Origin of the sequence: Sphingobium aromaticiconvertens, assembly GCF_037154075.1 — a bacterium.
Classification (GTDB): domain Bacteria; phylum Pseudomonadota; class Alphaproteobacteria; order Sphingomonadales; family Sphingomonadaceae; genus Sphingobium; species Sphingobium aromaticiconvertens.
In genome coordinates, this window is record NZ_JBANRJ010000001.1 from 2139056 (window position 1) to 2157455 (window position 18400).

An 18400-nucleotide genomic window follows, 5' to 3' on the forward strand; every position below is an offset into this window, starting at 1 on the left:
CAAGAGGATTGCCATGCGTACCACCCTGTTGAGCGCCGCCTGCTGGGCGGGCGCTGCCGCTCTTTCGATGTCCTGCGCGCGGGCGCAGGAGGCTCCTCCCGCTTTGCCGATGAAGCCGAAAGCGGAAGCCACATCCTGGCAACCGCTGGCGGATTCGGGGATCAACCTGTCGCTGGGCTATACCGGCGAAGCGGCGAGCAACCTGTCCGGGGGCGTGCGGCGTGACGCGGCCTTTGCTGGCCAGGTCTATGTCGGCGCGGATCTGGACATGGACAAGATCGCCGGGATTGATGGCGGGGCGCTGCATTTCGCCGTCACCAATCGCCACGGTCAAAGCCTGTCGGCAATCGCGCTCGGCAATAATACCTCGGTCCAGGAAATCTGGGGTACCCAGAACACCCATCTGGCAATCCTGACCTGGCAGCAAAAGCTGTTCAATGGCGCGCTGGATATTGAGGCGGGCCGCAGTCAGGCGAATATCCATTTTCTCAACTCGCCGCTTTACTGCAATTTTCAGAGCAATTCGGCCTGCGGCAATCCGACCTTCGTTTTCAAGAACAGCAATTTCACCTATTTCCCGGCCTCAAGCTGGATGGCTCATGCCAAGTTCCATTTCACCCCCAAGGTGATGCTCCACGCTGGCGTCTATGAGGTGAACCCGGATCGCAAGCGTCCCACCGATAATGGTTTCAACTTCAGCACGAAAAATGCGACCGGCGTCATCATCCCCTGGGAACTGAGTTATGGCACCGATTTTTCCAACGATCGCCTGCCGCGTCATTATATAGTGGGCGGCTGGGTCGACCGGGGCGACTATGCCGATCCGTTGCGCGACGATCAGGGCGGGATCGCGATTCTGACGAACCGTCCGGCCGCGACCCGCCATGGCCGATCGGGCCTATATGCCCGCTTCGACCAGATGCTGACCCGGCCCGATCCCGCATCGGAACGGGGACTGAGCCTGTTCGGCGTTGCCATGACCAACCTGTCGGGCCGCGCCGAGGAAAGCCATTTCCTGGAACTGGGGCTGGTGCAGACCGGCACCTTTGCCGGTCGCGACAAAGACACGATCGGCTTTGTCATCAACGATCAGCGCTTCAGCGACCTGGCGATGGAACGGATGCGCGCCGCCCGTGCGTCGGTTGGTGGGACAGCCAACATCAAGCGGCATCAATATATGATGGAACTGGCTTATGGCGCTCAGTTCGGCCCCGCCATCCGCGTGTCGCCGAACATCCAGTATATCCTCAACCCGGACCAGACAGGTGTGCCGTTCCGTACCAGGAACACCGGTAACGCCTTCATCGTGGGTTTCAAATTCACGGTGGATGCGATGTCCTTGAGGTTAAGATCATAGACAGAGACAGAGACAGTGGCTTGGCCCGGGGACGGGGCCACATCCTTTGCCCGTCGCTTAATGCCTGGACCTGGACAAATGAACTTCTTCCAATGTCGCTGCGCCCTGTGCTCGCCTAACCTTTAGCGAACGCTCCAGAATGATGTCCCATTGTCGGGCGATTTTATCCGCACCAAACCGGTCCACCACATCGCGTGCGCGTTGTCCGATCCGATCGCGCAGATGCGGGTCGCCCAATATCCTGTCGAGTGTAGCCGCGAGGCAGGCGGGATCTTCTGATGTCACCAACAGGCCGTCGACCTCGGAGGAGACAAGCTCGGCCGGACCGAAGGCGCAATCGGTGGCGACAACAGGAAGGCCCGCCGCCATCGCCTCTGCCAGCACATTGGGAAAGCCTTCATATCTGGATGACAGGACGAATATATTGGCTCGTTCGATCCATTGCCCAGGCAGCGCCGACAGGCCTGGAAGCTGGACCCGATCGACCAACCCCAGCCTATGGATGAGGGCCTGCAACTTGGCACGGTCCGGGCCTTCTCCCCAGATTTCGAGCGACCATTCGGGATGGTGCATCGCGATCCGCCCGAAGGCATCGATCAGGATGTCAAAGCCCTTCTGTTCGGTCAGGCGTCCGACAGCGATCAGTCGCAATGGTCCATTCTGGGGGGCGGGATGCCAGGGAAAGCGCGCGACGGGATTGCCGATGACGGCGATCCTTGCCCGCGCGTTAGGGGGAATCACCGAGATGCCAGCTTTTGTCTGACAGACGATTGCGGCGGCACGATGGTAGAGACAGCGCGCTGCGGCCGACCAAAGCGGATGCATGGGTTGGCGGAGAGGATTATTGCGTTCGGATATGATGACCGGACAATCCAGCCCTGTCGCGGCCACTAGCGTCAGGATGTTGATTTTCGTGAGAAAGCTGATCACGATATCCGGCCGATCGTGGCGGAGCATATGCCGAATCCTGCGGATGCGCCGTACCGGTCGGGATGCAGGGATGTTCAGGCGTCGCAGCCGCACGTCCGGGCTGAAATCATGGTATATGGCATCTGTTTCCCCGTCGAAAGACACGATGGTCACGCGCGACCCTGCCGCGATCCAGTGCGCAGCCAGCAAGGCTATTACGCGTTCAGCGCCCCCTGCACTAAGGCCGGATAACAGGATAAGGATGTTCCGGGCATCCGCAGTCCGGCCCGTGGAGGGGTTAAGGGAATGCATGTCAGCGGCCCGGCAGCGGATAGCCGTAACGGGCCAAAGAAATGCCAGTCAGTTGCTCGGTCTTCCGGTTGCTCTCGGCATAATAGTCACCGACATGCCGGTCGATCGCCTGCATAAGTCGAGCCTGCATGGATTTTTCGAGCCATGCAGGCGTGATCGCCTCGAAAACCCTCCGCGTGCGGGCATAGCGCTTGGCGAACCGTGGGATATGGAGAAGCGCGCCCGGACTGAGCTCATTGTGGAAGAACAGGGCATTGAGCGGGCGCTGGGCCAACTGCATGACCAAAGGGCGGCGCTCGTTGACGCGCTTGACGGCGCCGATGTCGGTTCCGGCCATGCCGCAAAAGGCCTGAATGTCTGTCACGAAAGGGCCGGGGCTGTCGAGCAGCCTCTCGAACGGGAGAGCCAGCACATGATCTGGACCGAAGAGCGACTTGTAGTAGGCGATGGTGCGGTCGAATTCATAGAAACTCAGTCGGAATCCCGGTCGCCTTCCCAATGCGGGTTCGGGGGTATCCAGAAACCGTGCGATTGATCCGGTGCCGCCGTCGGTGATGTGCTGACTGTACATGGATCGGATGAGCGCGCGTTGTTCGCGCAACACGATCAGAACGCGCGCTTCCGGGAAGGTTGCGAAAAGCCTGTCGGCGATCAAGCGCCGGTCGTGACCGCCCGACGAGGGGTAGCCGGACAAGCGCTCATGGGAGAGAACCAGGGTCAGGCCTTTCTCCGCAGCGGCGCGATGATGGTCGCAATAGGCATTGCGCATGGTCTGCGCGTCATAATGAAACGCATCCGGCGTCACAAAGTCGGCCACAAGACCGTGGCGAGGCCCGCCGGTCGCCGTGGTGAAGCCATGACCTGCACTCGCGAAAATGTCATTCTGCAACCAGGTTGAGCCAGTCTTGTGCAACCCGATGTGCAACAACATCGGATAGGCCGCCATGGTACCAGCTTCGTGCGATGCGTCGGGCGCGCGGCGCGAGATTGGTGGCGAATGGTCCGGTGTAATGACTGTGGTATCCATGGCCCGCAGGATCGCACACTGGTTTTTGGGAAAGGAGTGAGAAAAGGAACTAGCCCGAAATCGCACATCGGAGTTGGAGGGTTGGCCAACAGTGATGCTTAAGATTTGATTGGAAAATTATCGACCCGCGGCGCCGCTTGCAGGCGTTCAGGCGACATTTTTGATCTTGATGGCCGGGAAGCGGGGCACGCTGGCGAACTGCACGTCAGAAAGGACCACCACATCGGTCGACCCGGTGATCCTGTCAGAAGCGCTGCTTGCCTGCACCGCTCATGCGCGGGTGAAGCGCCAGCGATCGGTTTCGCTCTCGTCCGCGTCGAAGCGATATCCGTCGCTGTCGAAGCCACGCATCGCCTCCACATCCATGACATGATGCTCGCACAACCAGCGCGCCATCATGCCACGCGCGCGCTTGGCATTGAAGCTCACGAAGCGCGGGCCGTCCGGACCGGGCTCGCGGAACTCGACCTCGATCACCCGCACGCCCGCCAACTTGCCCGAGACGGCCGCGAAATATTCCTGGCTGGCAAGATTGAGCACTACGCCCGATCCCTCTTCCGCAAGCTGTGTACGCAGCAGTTCCGCGATACGGTCGCCCCACCAATCGGTCAGGCGCTTATGGCGCGGTGCCCAACGCGTGCCCATTTCCAGCCGGTATGGCCGGATTGCGTCGAGTGGTCGGAGCAGACCGTACAGGCCCGACAGCATCCGCACATGGTCTTGCGCGAAAGCGACGCCCGCATCGTCCAGCGTATATGCTTCGAAGCCCGTATAGACATCGCCGGCAAAGGCGAACAGTGCCGGTCGCTCGGGCAGATCGGCGAAGTCACGAAAGCGCTCCGCATTGAGCTTGGCGAGGCGCGGCGAGATATGCATCAACTCCGCCAGCCGCTTCTGCGTCAGGTTCGCAGCCGATTGGGCGAGACTGCGTGCTTCCTCGCCAAAGTGCGGCATCGAAATGTCTAGCGACGGCAAGGCGCGTTGGAAGTCGAGCGTCTTGGCGGGGGATAGCAGGGCGATCATCGCGGCGGCGGTAGCGGCGGCAGGCGCCTACGTCAAACCGCAGGCTCCGCGCTCTCAATACACGTCTCGGCTTAATTTGGGGTCTGCCCATTCTTTGCCGTTCTTTTCCGTGTTGGCCGCAAATATAATCGAGAGAATTCCTATGGAGCGGCGTTGCTCAGTCGAACGACCGGTATGTCTCCATCACCTGAACGAACGCGTACCAGCATTAGCGCAAAGAAGCGCTTGCCTGCGCGATAGCTTCGGATTTCGCCCCATTGCGCCGGGAAGTCGGGCTGTGGAACATTTTCCCATCCCGCCGGGATCGTCTGGGCAAAGGCCGACTGCATCGTAGCGGCATCAGCGGGCGCAAGCGTATAAACGCGGGACTGCAGGCGCCCCCATTGCGGTTCAAGCCTGTCGCGCGCCGCGTTGGACGCCCGCGTTACCTGACCGGCGACAGCATCGCCGAACGGCAATTCATCATGTGACACCAGTTGGGGCGGGAGCGGCGGGTCGATCACTGCCGGCGCGCCACTACAAGCGGACAGGAATGCCATCGTGCCAACAACCATCCGTCCGATCGCGCTGCGCATAGGGTCAGGGTTGCGCCGTGCGGCTCACCGACGCCAGCCGATCCTCAAATGCGCTTGCCACATTGTCGCCCACGCCCAGCTCTCCCGTCTGCCCATTGACCGGCAGCGCCGCTCGTTCCAGCCGTATTGCGGCCGCCGCGCCCTCGTCCGCAATAGCGCCCTTGACGGCGATTTGCATCCATTCCTTGGCGACCGCCGCACCGGCGGCAACGCCGCGCGCGGCCGGCCCACCGAGCGACGCGCCCTTGTCCACGACCGTCAGCGCGGATTTGAGGATCGCGGTCACGGTATCGCGCTGTTCCTGCACATCGGCGGATCTGGCGGCGGTGGCGGCATAGGTGCCGCCGACGAAATAGCCCAGCGCCCCGGCATTGGCGCGCCGTTCCTGATTGGTGCCGGGCACCGTCTCGACCGCGTTCAGCCGCTCAACCGGATTTTCGGTGCCGTCATTGCCGACCTGCAATCGGCCCATCTGCGTCCCCAATTCGCTTTCGCGACCCTGGTTCAGCATCTCCTTGGCATAGGCCGCAAAGTTGGAGCCATCCATCGTGCCCTGATTGAAGGTTAGTTCGCGCATCACCCCGCTGGTGTCGCTGTCGATGATCTTGGTCAGGCCATCGGTCATCTGGCGCATGGCGTCGTCCTTGCCGACCACGGTCAGGCCACCGATCACATTGCCGGTGTCGCGAACCTCGCGCATGGTATCGACGCCCGCGTCGAAGATTTGCGCCTTCTGGTCCGCATTGCCCGTGCTGGCGGCGGCGTCCATGATCGCCTCATAGCTGTCGGCGTTCCAGGTCATGGTGTTGGATGCGCCGCCATAGCTGGTGGTGGTCGTCATCTGCCCGTCGATGGAAGACGTCAGTACATCCGGCAGCTTGTCGCCGATCGCGTTGAAGCCCTCTTCGGCATAGCTGCCGCGCAGGCTACCCAGAACATCGCCGACCGCTGTTGCCTCCGCATCCTGAAAGCTGTTGGCGCTGTAGCCGAAGCCGATGTCGGTCTGCGAACTGTCATCCACCTGCGCTTTCATCGCGCCGATATACTCGACCTTGGTCTGGGGGGAGGCATGGGTGGAAACCGCCGAACCCAACTCGCTCACCGGTTCAAAGCCGCCATTGTCGACGCGGGAAAAGCTGTCGCTGAGCGCCGTCAGGCTCTGGCCGTCGAGTTTGCCCGCCATATCCGCCAGAAAACCGCGCCGCTCATCGCCCGAAAGGCCGCCGTTGCCGAACCAGTCACCATCCATGACCTCATGCGCGACGCCGTCCAGCTTGCCATCCTGTTGCAGCCGGTCGATCACCTGATCGGCCTGGTCCGCAGGCAGGTTCGTCAGCGTGTTGACGATGTCATGCGTCTCGTCATTGGTGACGGTATTGAACCAGCCCGACGTGTCGAGCTTTTCATTGATCGTATTGACGGCATCTCCGACGGGATCGGCCATGATGGGCTCTCCTTTGATTGCGGCGCTTCACCTTCTTTCGCGCATCCGTCCGTAAAAATCGCTCCGCGTTTCGACTAGAGGGCTAATCGATATGATTAGAGCGATTTCCAGTCAGATAGAAACGCAGTTCGGTGCAGCCAATCATCTGACGATTAAGAAATCGCGGTAAAACAAAAGCCTGAGCGGCCGATCTGATGCAATCAGATCGAAATCCGTTCTAGGAGCGGGGATGATGGCGTTACTCAGTCATCATAATCGACATGCAGGTTGAACTTGCCATCAGGTTGGAGCGTGAAGGTGAAATGCGACCATTTTTCCTTGCCTTCCTGCTGCATCCGGTCACGCAGTTTGACCAGTTCCGCATGGATAACTTCATTATCCTCATAGGAAGGCACGAAATAATTTCGGTCTTTTTCCGCCGATGCATAGGCGAACAGCAGATCGCTGTACCCTTCACCCACTTTCCCTTCGGTCCACAGTTTCTGCCATCCTGTCGGCGCTGCCTGAACCAGATGCTGGGCAATGGTCAGGTGTGGATCGGCATCGGTCACTTCGTCCCTCCGGGTACATTGTCGAACATCCGGGTTCTGGGTACTCCATCAATGGTGTAATTCACACGGAAACTGTCGGGCCGCTGCCCGTCGGCGCCGTATTTCACCTCAATTTTCACATCAACCGTCTTGCCATCCTGCAAAGCGTCCTGGAAGCTGCGCTCCAGGTCACGCCAGGCACCCATGTTAAAATTGCCGTTCATCGGCACCAGGTTCACGCGATCACCTGGCCCGTTGAAGATCGAGGCGATCAGGTGCCCGCCCTGATCGTCGGGCAGGCGATCCTCACGGCCCGACACACCCTGCTGATAGCTGTTGCGGTCGGCAGTATTCAGGTTCAACTGCCCCTCGACATCGGCGACGCGTCCTTGCGCGTCCGTGCGATAGGTATAGCCGTTGACGACATAATCCGCATCGGGTGTGAGATTGCGGGCGTTGAGTTCAGGCGACCAGTCGCCTTTGCTGCCACCATCCATCTCGATGCGCGGCCGCACGACATCGGCCACCTCATCGGCATGGCGAGTCGCCTGCTGCGCGACATCGGTTCCGGCATCCAGCGCTTTCTCGCCGCCGCGCAGCGCGCCTTTGGCAATGTCGCCTATGCCGGGTACCCAGGCAACGGCGGCGAGGCCCAGATTGCCCCAGGCGCCGTCCTTGCCCTGGATCACGCCGTCAATTGCGGCCACGGTGTCGCGGGCGTCTGCGGCCTGACCCACGAAGGGAATGAAGCCGCCAACCACCTGTCCGGCGGTCGCCGACCAGCTATCATTATTGCTGAAATCGCCCTTCACCAGCCCCTCGAAGAAGGAGCCGACGCCTTCCTCGGAAGGCTGGGGCTGTTCTGGCGGCGCAGTATCGGCCGTCACCGTGATCGGATCCAGCGTGATGGTGGCGTCGGCCGGATAGAGCTGGGCCTCGATCGCCTGCGTAATCGTGGCGGGATCGGTGGTGCCGAGCCGGGTTGCGGTGGCATCCCACGCTTCCTTGTAGCCAGGGCCTTCTGGCTGTGCGGCCCAGTCGGACACGGCCGGCGCGTCGGGATGGCCGACGGAGAAGGTCTGCCCCTCCACCGTAGCGCTGTAAGTGCCCGATGTTTGCGCATTGTCGTTGGCGGCATCCATCGCGGCGGCAAACTGGCCGCGCTCCACGGGCGTCATCTGCGCTTCGACCGATGTGCCAAGGGCCGCGCGCGCATCGGGATCATTGGCCGTGCGCGCCTGAACATCAGCCGCCAGAGCGGTTGTATCGAGGGTGCCAGCGGAACGATGTTGCGTAACCAAATCGGTTGCGACGTCGGTCGATGTGGACGTGGTCGAGCTGACGTTCGCCGAACTCTGGCCAATGCTGTCTGCAGCTTCCGTACCCATGTTTACACCCTCGATACCTGTTTGCGATGAAGGGCGGGACGGCGGACCGCCGCCCCGCCGGTCGATCAGATCAATTCGGGCTGCGCCGCAAAACGTGCGCTGGTGCTGCCGGTGCCGCCGAAGTCCAGCCCGCCCGCCAGCGCGTCGGCAAAACCGAAGAGTAGAAAGGCCGAGAGCGACTGGCTGATTTCGCCAAGGCTGGGCATGGTGCTGCCCGGACCATAGAGCGCGCCGACGCGGGTCGAGTCGAGATCGATCTGGGTGGCGACCTGACCGGTCAACTCCGAACGCCAACCCGATCCGGTCGCATTTTCATTGAGCACGAAGCCGTCGCGGGTCAGGGCGTCGATCGCCTGGCCGTTGTTTGACATCGATACCGACAGGTCGCCCAGTTCGTTCTGGCTGATGCCATCGACGATGATCGCCTGATCGCCCTTGGTGATCGTCAACTGGCTGGAGACATATTCGTTCGGATTACTGGCAAACTGCTCGGTGTCGACCGTGATTTTCGTGCCGTTTTCCAGTTCGAAGGTCGTGGTGCCCCAGAAATCGAACGCATGTTCGCCATCGATATTGACGTGGGGATCGCCCCAGATCTGCGTCGTTTCGCCTGTATTCTCATTGTAGATGGTGATTTCGGAATTGCGCTCGTCCAGTTGCAGCGAATAGCCGTCGCCCAGATCGATCGAACCCTGACTTTCATTCTGAAGCGACGCCGACCATTGGGCATCGGCTGCAGGCACGAAGCTGGGCTGGCTCGAAGTGCTGGATGGCAGTAACGAACCGCCCTGGAAATTGAACAGGCCGGGCAGCCGTGCCGAGGCGAAGGCGCTGGCCATCATAGGCTGGAAATAGCTGGCCATGATGCCCGCTGCGAGTTGGAGCGTCATGCCCGCCGCCGCCTGATTGGCAGGCGCGGCATTGAAATTGTTGACTGTGAAGTTGAGATTGAACGTGTTGTTGATCGTCGTCATGCTACGTTCCTTCCAAAGCGGCACGCGCGGCCCTATGCCGGCGGCGATGAAGTGCGGGCGGAATCAAAGGCGTCGATCGCCCGGTCGAGCCCTTGAATGACACCGGCGACATCGCCGGCCTGGGAAAGCGTTTCGGTGCGCAGGGCCGCGTCAGCCAGCTCCAGCGTCTTGCCGTCGGCATAGGCCGCCATGTCCGACGCCACCGCCCCGGCAAAATCCTCCAGCGCGCGGGTCAGCGCACCGATGCTGGCGGCAGAACTGTCGCCCAGGCTGACCGCGATACCATCGGCCAGCGGCGCGATGTGATAGATATCGCCCTGACCAAGCGGCGCGCGATCGATGAGACCGAGATTGCCTGCGACCTGTCCCACGACATCGCCCGCAAGGGCGCGGACGGCATCAGCGATGCTGCCCGTTGCGCCGCCGCTCTGGCCTGCGCCGGCAAGCGCGCCGACAGGACTGGCGCCAAAGGTGGGATCGATACTCATTGGTCTGCTTCTTCTCCGTGCGGGCATTTCCGCGTCTGCAAGGATAAGAGCATATCGGGCCGCGCGGGGCGCTCCGCGATCCGACTATCGCGCTAGTCGGATCGACTAGCGGGGCGCCTGCTATTTACGGCGGAAGCCTTCGTCAGTCAGGATGAGGGTCGTTGGATCGACGGTGAACAGCGCCTTGCCGCCCTCACGCGCCATATCGGCATAGCGCGCCAGCGTGGCCTCATCCCCGGCGCGCAGCGCTGCTTCATGCGTGCCCGCCATGATCGCCCCCTGGATCATCAGCATCTCGCCAAATTCCTGGCGCATGGCGTCGGTGCCGACCTGATCGGCGACGCTGGCGAAGGCATTGGCGGCCTGTCGACGGACGCCTGCCGCCTGCGCCCGGCTGATGTCGGGCCGATAATCGTTGGCAACGCCCCATTGGGCGAGCAGATAGAAGGCGAGGCCATCGATCGCATCATTGGCGCGATAGCCCAGCACCGGCGCGACCTTTTCATATTGCCGCACCGCTTCGCCCGACAGGACGATCTGGCGCATCTCCTGTGCCTCATTGGCACCGGTTTTGGCGGCCCCTTCCGACATGATGTCGGCCAGTTTGCGGCGCACGGCGGGGTCAGGGCGATAGGACGCATCCACTGCGGCCGCCTGCTCGCCGTCGCCCATGGTTTCACGGTCGATGGCTGCGGCGAGTCCGGGCGGCGTGCGTGGCGGAACGGTGAACGCGCTTGCCGGCGTGACCGTCAGGGCCGCTGCGACCAGCACCGTCATCATCCGGCTCATCCGACCGCCTTTAGCGAGAGGGTCCGGCCATCGCGGTTTATATCGATGCGGGCGGGGATGAAGCCATTGGCATGGTCAGGTGCGGGCGCCGTCTCGATCGCCAGCGCCGTACCATTGTCGAGGCCAAACCAGCTTTCCTGCCGTAGTTCCGGTCCTTTGCCGCCCGCATCCTGCCCCCAGATCGGAGTCAGCGTGCCGGTGGCCAGTTGTTCCACGGCGATGACGCCGGTTCCAGTGTCAAGGATCAGCCGATATTCCTCGCCCAGATCGACGGTGGATTGTTTCGATGTCTGCTCGCTGGTGCCGGCCTTCAGCGTCAGCACAGGCGCTGCTTCGAGATCGGCGAGCATACCGCCCACAGCCTGATAATGGCGGGCAATCCGGCTGAAAGCGCCGACGCCGCCGTCGATCGCATCGCCGAAGGAGCCGAAAATGCCTGGGCCCATTTGCAGGCTGGAGCTTGTCGCGCTGCGATTGGCCTGGCTATGGGGTGGCAGATACCAGGGCAGGCTATTCAGCGGCCCTCCCAGCAGCGGCACGGCGTCGGCAACATTATTGGTCAGGGCGCCAAAGAGCATCGCGCATTCTCCTGTCGCTGATTGGCTGGCAGGATGCGATGGCAGGGCAGGGATTGCACTCGCCTATCCGACTAGCGTCCTAGTCGATCCGATTAGCTGGCGTCAGTATCCCGCCTGTGCGCAGAGCGATTCCAGCTTCTGCACCTGGGGATGATCCACGCCATATTGCTTGCGATATTGCGGCCGGTTGGCGCAGGCCTGCTGCTGGAAGGCAGTGGTGCCGGGACGGGGCTTGCCCGCCGTGGCCGTGCCTCCCTGGCGTGCGCGCTTGGCATGCGCGCCCATGATACTGCGCTGATGAAGGCCGCGTGCATTTTCGATCGGATCGATGGCGGGGGCGATATCCTGTGCCATGACCGGCATGGAGGTGCTGACAAGGGCGAGAATCGTCAGGACTAGGGTTTTCATGCCACTCTCCTTTTCGTGCCTGTTCCATAACGGCAAAGGAGGCCCGTTCCAATGAACGGGCCTCCCAGCCGTCCCATCTATGGGACGAGTTGAGCTTATTGCTTGCGTGCGGTGTTGGCCATCGCTTCGCCGACCGACTTGATCGCGTTGTTGGTGGCGTTCATCAACATGCTGAACTGCTGCGACACGACACCGAATTCGGCGCTGCCGCTTGGATCGTCGCCCGTCAGCGATTCGGCGCGCTGCTGCATGTCGTCGCCCAGGCGATCCAGCTCGGCGCCCAGCGCCTGCGCCATCGCCATCAGCCAGCCCGGTGCGCCGGTGCTGTTTGCGCCGGCCGATCCGCCCTTGCCACCCGTGGCCTTGGCCTGCTTGAACTCTTCGCTCTGGCTCATCTGGTCAATGAAGCCCTGCATGATGTCCTGGAAGCCGCTCTGGGCCGAGCCGATTTCGGAGGGGCTGGCGCCAGTGGCCTCACCAAAGCCCGAGATCGATTCGTTGAGGTTCAGGGCCGCGCCCTGGAAGTCGCCGATCGAACCGGCGAAGCTGCCCTGCGCCATGTCGATGGTCGACTGGGGCAGGCCCAGATTCTGGCCCAGTTGCTGGATCAGATTCTGACCGAAGGAGGAGAAAACCTGCTGGGCGAGCTGGGCGACGACGCCGCCGATCGGGCCGAACATCGAGGTGGCGAGGAGGGAAACCGGGTTGAAGCTGTCAATGCCGAACATCTCAATTCTCCTGTTTGTGTATCAATTCTGGTCCGTGCCGCGGGGCTACGGGACGGCGGCGCGAACGGGTCGAACCGCCGTCGTCGTCCATCGTTATGACCCATTGGTTCCGCGCCTACTCTCACCGATCCGACTAAGGGCCTAAGCGATCCGACTAGCTCAAAGGGTGAAACAGCAGCCCTGCGAGCGCGTTCAGTTCGCGCACGCCGTCCAGTTCCAGCTTGCGACACATATTGTTGAGGTGGACGCGCACCGTATTCTCACTGATGACCAGCAGGGTCGCGATGTCGGCATTGGCGCGCCCCCAGCCAAGAAAGCGCATCACCGCGACCTCGGTGCGCGTCAGCGTGCCGACTCCCATCAGATGCCGTTCGGGAATGCGCGATCGGGGAATGTGGAATTCGCCCACCAGTACATCTTCCTGCCCCGCGCGTGCATCGGCCTTGCGCAGCAGCCGCATCAGTTCGCGCAGGCGCGCTTCCTCATCCTGGTCGATCGGCGGCTCGCTCATCGCGACAGCGCCCCGGATATGGCGCGCACCACGTCGGCGCGGGTGGCGAGGTCGGCGATCACCGCCTGGGCAAGCAACGGCACCAGCACCAGCAGCAGCGCGGTCGCCGCCCAGCTCTTGATGGAGAGCGACAGCGAAAAAACATTCAGTTGCTGGGCGAAGCGGTTGAGCAGGCCCAGCCCCATGTCGATGACATAGAGCATCGTCAGCACCGGCGCGGCAAAGACCAGCGCCAGCATCATCATCCGACCGAATTCGCCCTCGAACAGGGCCAGCGTTTTCAGGCTCAGGCCGGGCCATTGCTGCGCGATGGGCCAGATGGCGAAGCTTTCCATCACCGTGGCGACGAACAGCAGCAGGCCCCCCGAAGCGACGAACAGCACATGGGCCAGCCGTTCCAGCAATGCGCCGTTGAGCGAGGTCATGGTGCCACCATTGGGATCGAGGATCTGGCCGATGGTCGATCCGATCTTGGCGTCTATGATCTCGCCCGCCGCCTCCATCGCCCATAATATCGTGCCGAAGAACAGGCCAATGACGATGCCGATCCCTGCCTCGCGCGCCAGCATCGCCGCCCAGCCAAAGGTGCCGATGTCGCGCACCATGAAATTGGGCTGCATGGCGAAAGCGACCCCGCCGAAGGTCAGGATGATGCTGTTGCGCACGGTCGCCGGGATCGTCTCCTTGGCAAACAGCGGCATCATGATGAAGGCGAAGCCGAAGCGCGCAGAGGCAATGCCGACCAGCAGCAACTGCCCCATCCATAGTGGCACCGCATCCATCATCCGCGCGCCATCGCCGGAAATTCGACGAATATCTGGTCGCTGAAGCGATACAGCGTCCCCGCCAGCAGCGAGGCGGTTAGGAAGATGGTGGCGACGATTGCGAAGAATTTCAGCGTATATTGCAGCGTCTGTTCCTGAAGCTGCGTCGCCGCCTGCACCAGCGCGACCAGCAGGCCAACGGCGGACGCCGCAACGATCGGCGGCGCGGACAGCAGCAGCACCAGCCACAGCGCGTCGATGGTCATGCGGACCATGTCGTCGCTCATGCCGCGTTCTCAGACATAACCCAGCACCAAACCGTGGGAGAGCTTCACCCAGCCATCGACCATCACGAACAACAACAGCTTGAAGGGCAGGGAGATGGTCACGGGCGACAGCATCATCATCCCCATCGCCAGCAGGATGTTGGAGATGACGAGGTCGATGACCAGAAAGGGCAGGAAGATCAGGAAGCCGATCTGGAAAGCGCTGGTCAGTTCCTTGACGATGAAGGCGGGAATGACGACGATGAAGTCGGTGGCGCTGGCCGCCTGCGTGTTGGACTGCTGGGCGACGCGCTGTTGCGTGCGCAGAAAGAAGCCACGCTCATTGGGGTCGCTATGCTTGATGAGGAAAGCGCGCAACGGCTCCTTCGCCCGGTCGGCAGCGGAGAATATCTGGCTGCTCTGCGTGGGAATTGCCCGCTCACCCGAAGCGGCCGCCATCTGCTGCACCGTCGGATACATGACATAGAGCGAAAGGATCAGCGCGATCCCGTTCAGCACGACATTGGGCGGCACCTGTTGCAGGCCGAGCGCATTGCGCAGCAGGCTGAGCACCACGACGATCTTGGTGAAGGATGTCACCATCACCGCGATGAAGGGCGCAAGCGCGATCAGGACGACGGTGACTAGCGCCGTCCCCGGTGTGAAGGCGGACAGGTCCATTCAGCCCTCCTTGTGGATGGTGTCGATCAGCACGCCATAGCCTTCGCCGATCGCGACCAGCGATCCGGTGGCGATCAGGCGCTCCCCCGCCAGCACGCGCACCGCCAGCCGTCCGCTTTCGTCGGCCAGCGGCAGCACCGCACCTTCGCGCACCGCCTGCAACCGGGCGAAGGGGATGTGGGTACGCTCCAGTTCCAGGGTCAGCGGCACGGCGAAACTACCATCGGCAAAGGGCGGCGGTTCGGCCGGGCCGGGCTGTGCCATGGCTTCGGAAGGTGGGGTATCGTCCATTTCGGGCACTCCGGAAGGGGATCAGGATCGCGGATCGGGCTGGAAACACACGGCCTGCGGATCGAAGCGCCCGCGCAGCATGTCACCACCGTCCAGCCCCAATGTGGCGGTCAGCGACCCTCGACCCAGCAACAGCAAGTCGCCCGGCGACAGGGTCGCGGCGTCGATCGGCGATAGTCTGGGGCCAGTGATGCACAGCCGCACGGGCACGGGCAGGCTGCCCAGCAATTCGGACGCGGCGGGCGCAGGCGACGACAGGATCGCGATGTCGGGCGGCAGGGCGATCAGCAGCCGGTCGTGTGCCGCTGCATCCGGGGCCGCGAAGGCATCGACCTGCACGATCAGCCCGCCCGGCACGCCACCATCCATAATGTCGCGCGGGTCGAACGATAGTGACAACGCCGCTTCGACTTCCGCCAGCAGCGGATCGGCGCGGTCGAGCAGTGCCGCCGCGGCATGTCCGTCCCCGGCGGCGAAAACCTGCGGCACATCGTCCAACATCGCGATGGCAAGGCTCACGCCGCCCTCGCACGCGAACCATATATCCTGTATCGGTGGTACAAGAGGAAGGGATGCTGCCAGCACCCGGTCGCCGCAACGCCGCCCGGTGAGCGCCGACACCACAGCCTGACGGATAAAAGCTTCGTCCGGGTTCATCACCGGCAAATGGGGCAGGGGCGTTGCATTCATGAATGCAGGCTCCCCGGCGGAGGTGTGTCGCCCTGCGGCCAGCGGGCGAGCAGGCTGATGCCGCCGCTGGTCACGCCCACCAGCATGACCTCGCCCCGCACTTCGATCAGGGTGACGCGCTCGCGCTGGCCGACCGCCAGCGCGCGCAGGAAGCGGATAGGGCGCTCGCCCTCTTCGCCGCCCTGCGTGCGGTCCTGCCATTGCCGGAAGAGGCGCAGCGACAGCCAGGCAAGGCCCAGCACCACGCCCAGCGCCACGATGATCGCGAACAGGCTGGCCAGGAACGCGCCGATATTCATGGCATATCCTCCCGCTGCGCAGGTTCCAGACCATCGCGCGACCGGCGTGCCCACAGGATGATTTCAGCGATGGCGTCGAACATGTCGCGCGGGATTGGCCCGTTAACCTCGCCATTGACCCACAAATTGCGCGCCAGACCGATATTGCGGACGATGGGTACGCCCTCGCGTTCCGCCTCCGCGCGCATCGCGGCGGCGAGCGGCCCTTCGCCCTTGGCCGCGACCATCGGCACCGGGCAATCGTCGGGATCGAAATCGAGCGCGATCGCCAGATGGGTGGGATTGACCAGCAGCACATTGGCTTTGCCTGCCGCGCCGATCGCGTTCTGGTTCGCCCATTCCTCATGCATCTGCCGCCGCTGCGCCCGCATCATCGGGTCGCCCTCATTATCCTTATGCTCCTGTTTGATGTCGCGGCGGCTCATGCGCAGCTTCTTGATGAAGCCATGCTGCACCCACGCCCGGTCGGCGATCGCGACCAGCAGGAAGACGCCGCAGGTCCATCCGAACATCTGGAGCGTCAGCGATCGGGTCAGCCCCAGGACGGCGCCCGCCACCTGCGGGCCATTGCCGGTCATGGGCGACCAGGCGGCGGCCTGCACAATGCTGGCGAAATCATCGGCCGAGGCCCAGAGGATGAAGATGGCGATCGCGATCACCAACACCGCCTTGATGATGGTTTTCAGCAGCTCGACCAGATTGTCGAGGCTGAACATTCGTTTGAGGCCGTCCATCGGATTGAGCTTGTCGAGCGAGGGTTTCATCTTGTGCGTCGTCACGATGACGCCGATCTGGAGGAATTCCGTTGCCACGCCCGCCAGTGCAGCCGGACCCAGTACCAGCAGGCAGATGGCCAGCAATGCCGACAAGGCGGCCCAGCCCAGTTGTGGCGCGGCATGGGCGAAAGGCGTTGTGGTCGCCAGCGTCAGACTGTCGGTCATCAGCGTGAGGATGCTGCTGCCCGCAAAGCCGGTGGCGAAGGTCAGCAATATAACCCACAGGATCATGCCCAGCGCGGGCGCTACATCCTTCGATCTGGCGACATCGCCCTTTTGGCGCGCGTCGCGCAACCGCTTTCGGGTCGGCTTTTCCGTCTTGTCGCCGCCGCTGTTCTTTTCGGCCATGTCCTGCTCCACCACGCCGGGGCTGCCTGTTCAGGCAACCGCATCAGCCGCACCGCCCCGAACGGGGTTTTTGAGTAAAGATTATCTACGGCAAATACTGGGTGTGTGGACGCGAGTAAAAATTGACCTCGGGGGACGGTCCGTCAACCCCTGTGAACGGCTTTCGGGCCAGCCGAGTGGTTTGCAAGGATATTACGTTCCCGGCACAGTTTTTAATAAAAAAGTTAAAAAAATGTCATTAATACAGTATTTTATGTCATAAAATTGCAATTATTTCCGTCAGTGTCGGTTTTTGCACAGTTCGTCGTGGGCAATGTCGCTTTGCAGTTTTCTGTAACAATAACTCGCCTATTGCTCCCCGGCAACAAATGGCGGGACTCGTTATAACTTCCCGCACAATAATATTTGACTGATAGATTCTGTGATTTGGTGTGTGGACGTCACCAGATTAGGAGATCGTCAGGATGCCGAATATTAGGAAAATAATAGTTGCCAATAGTATGGCGCTATTATGCTCTGCTGTGGCAAATCCGGCGCTGGCCGAATCAGGGCTTGGTTGGTCGGCGATCGACTTCAGCGCCTGTCCGCTCACCCACCCGCTGCGCGTCGCGGATTCGGCGAGCGCCTCGCACTATAGCGCGTTGCAGGGCTGTGCGGCCCGCATCGTCGCGGCGCCTCGCGCTACCCTGACCACGCCCCCGGATGTCGCGCGGATCATTGGTGTGAAGGCGCCGGAGGATAAGAGTCGCAAGGGCGGCAAGCGGAAGGTGGCCGAACCCGCGGCCGCCGCTCCCGCCGGCACTCGTGCCATCGCCTATATGCCTGGGTCATCCGCCACTGTTTATGATCCCCATATCCTGGCGGCTGCCCAGGCCTATCGCATCGACCCTCTGTTCCTGCACGCAATCATCGGCACGGAGTCCACCTACAAACCGGTGGCGTTGTCGCACGCCGGAGCGCGGGGCCTGATGCAGATCATGCCTGACACCGGATCGCGCTTTGGCGTGGCGGCTGAGACGCTCTATGACCCGGCGACCAATATCGATACCGGCGCGCGCCTGCTCAAGACGTTGCAGGCACGTTATGGCAGGGATTTCAACCTGATCCTGGCCGCTTATAATGCCGGGGAAGGGGCGGTGGCACGCTATGGCAACCGCATTCCGCCTTATCGCGAAACCCAGGACTATGTCGTCAAGGTGATGGGCCGCTATGCGGCGCTGCGCGGCGCCGGCGGGATCTGAGCC

The 18400-nt window shown here is 62.3% G+C and carries 23 protein-coding genes; 2 read left to right on the forward strand and 21 right to left on the reverse strand.

Annotated features, from left to right (window positions below):
* Positions 1 to 13: 13 nt before the first annotated feature.
* Positions 14 to 1357, forward strand: a complete 1344-nt coding sequence (locus tag WFR25_RS10215; protein WP_336970683.1) for a carbohydrate porin — start codon at positions 14 to 16, stop codon at positions 1355 to 1357.
* A gap of 57 nt (positions 1358 to 1414) precedes the next feature.
* Here WFR25_RS10215 and WFR25_RS10220 read toward each other — a convergent pair whose 3' ends face one another.
* The 21 genes from WFR25_RS10220 to WFR25_RS10320 all read right to left on the reverse strand — a co-directional run bounded on the left by WFR25_RS10220 (position 1415) and on the right by WFR25_RS10320 (position 17156).
* Positions 1415 to 2578: a glycosyltransferase family 4 protein gene (locus tag WFR25_RS10220; RefSeq protein WP_336970684.1), complete on the reverse strand. Its 1164-nt coding sequence runs from the start codon at positions 2576 to 2578 to the stop codon at positions 1415 to 1417.
* Position 2579: 1 nt separating this feature from the next.
* Positions 2580 to 3605, reverse strand: a complete 1026-nt coding sequence (locus WFR25_RS10225) for a sulfotransferase (RefSeq protein ID WP_336970686.1) — start codon at positions 3603 to 3605, stop codon at positions 2580 to 2582.
* Positions 3606 to 3875: 270 nt separating this feature from the next.
* Positions 3876 to 4628, reverse strand: coding sequence for a peroxide stress protein YaaA (gene yaaA, locus WFR25_RS10230; protein WP_336970687.1), 753 nt, complete (start codon positions 4626 to 4628; stop codon positions 3876 to 3878).
* A gap of 140 nt (positions 4629 to 4768) precedes the next feature.
* The gene (locus WFR25_RS10235; protein ID WP_336970688.1) at positions 4769 to 5167 is read right to left on the reverse strand and encodes a hypothetical protein; all 399 of its coding nucleotides are present in this window, start codon (positions 5165 to 5167) and stop codon (positions 4769 to 4771) included.
* Positions 5168 to 5207: 40 nt separating this feature from the next.
* Positions 5208 to 6647, reverse strand: a complete 1440-nt coding sequence (locus tag WFR25_RS10240) for a hypothetical protein (RefSeq protein WP_336970689.1) — start codon at positions 6645 to 6647, stop codon at positions 5208 to 5210.
* 242 nt (positions 6648 to 6889) lie between these two features.
* Positions 6890 to 7198: an immunity protein YezG family protein gene (locus WFR25_RS10245; RefSeq protein WP_336970691.1), complete on the reverse strand. Its 309-nt coding sequence runs from the start codon at positions 7196 to 7198 to the stop codon at positions 6890 to 6892.
* A complete protein-coding gene (locus WFR25_RS10250) occupies positions 7195 to 8565 on the reverse strand; it encodes a DNA/RNA non-specific endonuclease (protein ID WP_336970693.1) in 1371 nt (456 codons plus the stop codon). The genes WFR25_RS10245 and WFR25_RS10250 overlap by 4 nt, the downstream gene beginning before the upstream one ends.
* Positions 8566 to 8630: 65 nt before the next feature.
* A complete protein-coding gene (locus tag WFR25_RS10255) occupies positions 8631 to 9539 on the reverse strand; it encodes a DUF1521 domain-containing protein (protein WP_336970695.1) in 909 nt (302 codons plus the stop codon).
* Between the two features lie 32 nt (positions 9540 to 9571).
* Entirely contained in the window at positions 9572 to 10027 is a 456-nt protein-coding gene (locus WFR25_RS10260; protein WP_336970697.1) for a hypothetical protein, read from the reverse strand.
* 120 nt (positions 10028 to 10147) lie between these two features.
* Positions 10148 to 10816, reverse strand: a complete 669-nt coding sequence (locus tag WFR25_RS10265; RefSeq protein WP_336970699.1) for a DUF6683 family protein — start codon at positions 10814 to 10816, stop codon at positions 10148 to 10150.
* On the reverse strand, positions 10813 to 11394 hold the full coding sequence (locus WFR25_RS10270; protein WP_336970700.1) for a DUF1521 domain-containing protein: 582 nt from the start codon (positions 11392 to 11394) through the stop codon (positions 10813 to 10815). The genes WFR25_RS10265 and WFR25_RS10270 overlap by 4 nt, the downstream gene beginning before the upstream one ends.
* Before the next feature lie 102 nt (positions 11395 to 11496).
* On the reverse strand, positions 11497 to 11802 hold the full coding sequence (locus WFR25_RS10275) for a hypothetical protein (RefSeq protein WP_336970702.1): 306 nt from the start codon (positions 11800 to 11802) through the stop codon (positions 11497 to 11499).
* Positions 11803 to 11897: 95 nt separating this feature from the next.
* Positions 11898 to 12530 carry a hypothetical protein gene (locus tag WFR25_RS10280; protein ID WP_336970704.1) on the reverse strand — a complete coding sequence of 211 codons (633 nt, stop codon included), beginning with the start codon at positions 12528 to 12530 and terminating at the stop codon, positions 11898 to 11900.
* A 154-nt stretch (positions 12531 to 12684) separates the two neighbouring features.
* Positions 12685 to 13041, reverse strand: coding sequence for a helix-turn-helix domain-containing protein (locus WFR25_RS10285; RefSeq protein ID WP_336970705.1), 357 nt, complete (start codon positions 13039 to 13041; stop codon positions 12685 to 12687).
* Positions 13038 to 13826: a type III secretion system export apparatus subunit SctT gene (gene sctT, locus WFR25_RS10290; protein WP_336970707.1), complete on the reverse strand. Its 789-nt coding sequence runs from the start codon at positions 13824 to 13826 to the stop codon at positions 13038 to 13040. Before sctT ends, WFR25_RS10285 begins: the two co-directional genes overlap by 4 nt.
* A complete protein-coding gene (sctS, locus tag WFR25_RS10295) occupies positions 13823 to 14092 on the reverse strand; it encodes a type III secretion system export apparatus subunit SctS (RefSeq protein ID WP_336970708.1) in 270 nt (89 codons plus the stop codon). Before sctS ends, sctT begins: the two co-directional genes overlap by 4 nt.
* Before the next feature lie 9 nt (positions 14093 to 14101).
* Entirely contained in the window at positions 14102 to 14752 is a 651-nt protein-coding gene (gene sctR / locus WFR25_RS10300; protein ID WP_336970710.1) for a type III secretion system export apparatus subunit SctR, read from the reverse strand.
* Positions 14753 to 15043 carry a FliM/FliN family flagellar motor C-terminal domain-containing protein gene (locus tag WFR25_RS10305; protein ID WP_336970711.1) on the reverse strand — a complete coding sequence of 97 codons (291 nt, stop codon included), beginning with the start codon at positions 15041 to 15043 and terminating at the stop codon, positions 14753 to 14755. It abuts the gene before it with no gap.
* 21 nt (positions 15044 to 15064) lie between these two features.
* Complete coding sequence (locus WFR25_RS10310; protein WP_336970712.1) at positions 15065 to 15733, reverse strand: hypothetical protein; 669 nt, start codon at positions 15731 to 15733, stop codon at positions 15065 to 15067.
* Positions 15730 to 16032 carry a flagellar biosynthetic protein FliO gene (fliO, locus tag WFR25_RS10315; protein WP_336970714.1) on the reverse strand — a complete coding sequence of 101 codons (303 nt, stop codon included), beginning with the start codon at positions 16030 to 16032 and terminating at the stop codon, positions 15730 to 15732. The genes WFR25_RS10310 and fliO overlap by 4 nt, the downstream gene beginning before the upstream one ends.
* Entirely contained in the window at positions 16029 to 17156 is a 1128-nt protein-coding gene (locus tag WFR25_RS10320) for an EscU/YscU/HrcU family type III secretion system export apparatus switch protein (RefSeq protein ID WP_336970716.1), read from the reverse strand. Before WFR25_RS10320 ends, fliO begins: the two co-directional genes overlap by 4 nt.
* Positions 17157 to 17620: 464 nt before the next feature.
* Between WFR25_RS10320 and WFR25_RS10325 the strand changes: the two genes are divergently transcribed.
* Positions 17621 to 18397, forward strand: a complete 777-nt coding sequence (locus tag WFR25_RS10325) for a lytic transglycosylase domain-containing protein (protein WP_336970718.1) — start codon at positions 17621 to 17623, stop codon at positions 18395 to 18397.
* The last annotated feature ends 3 nt before the right edge of the window (positions 18398 to 18400 follow it).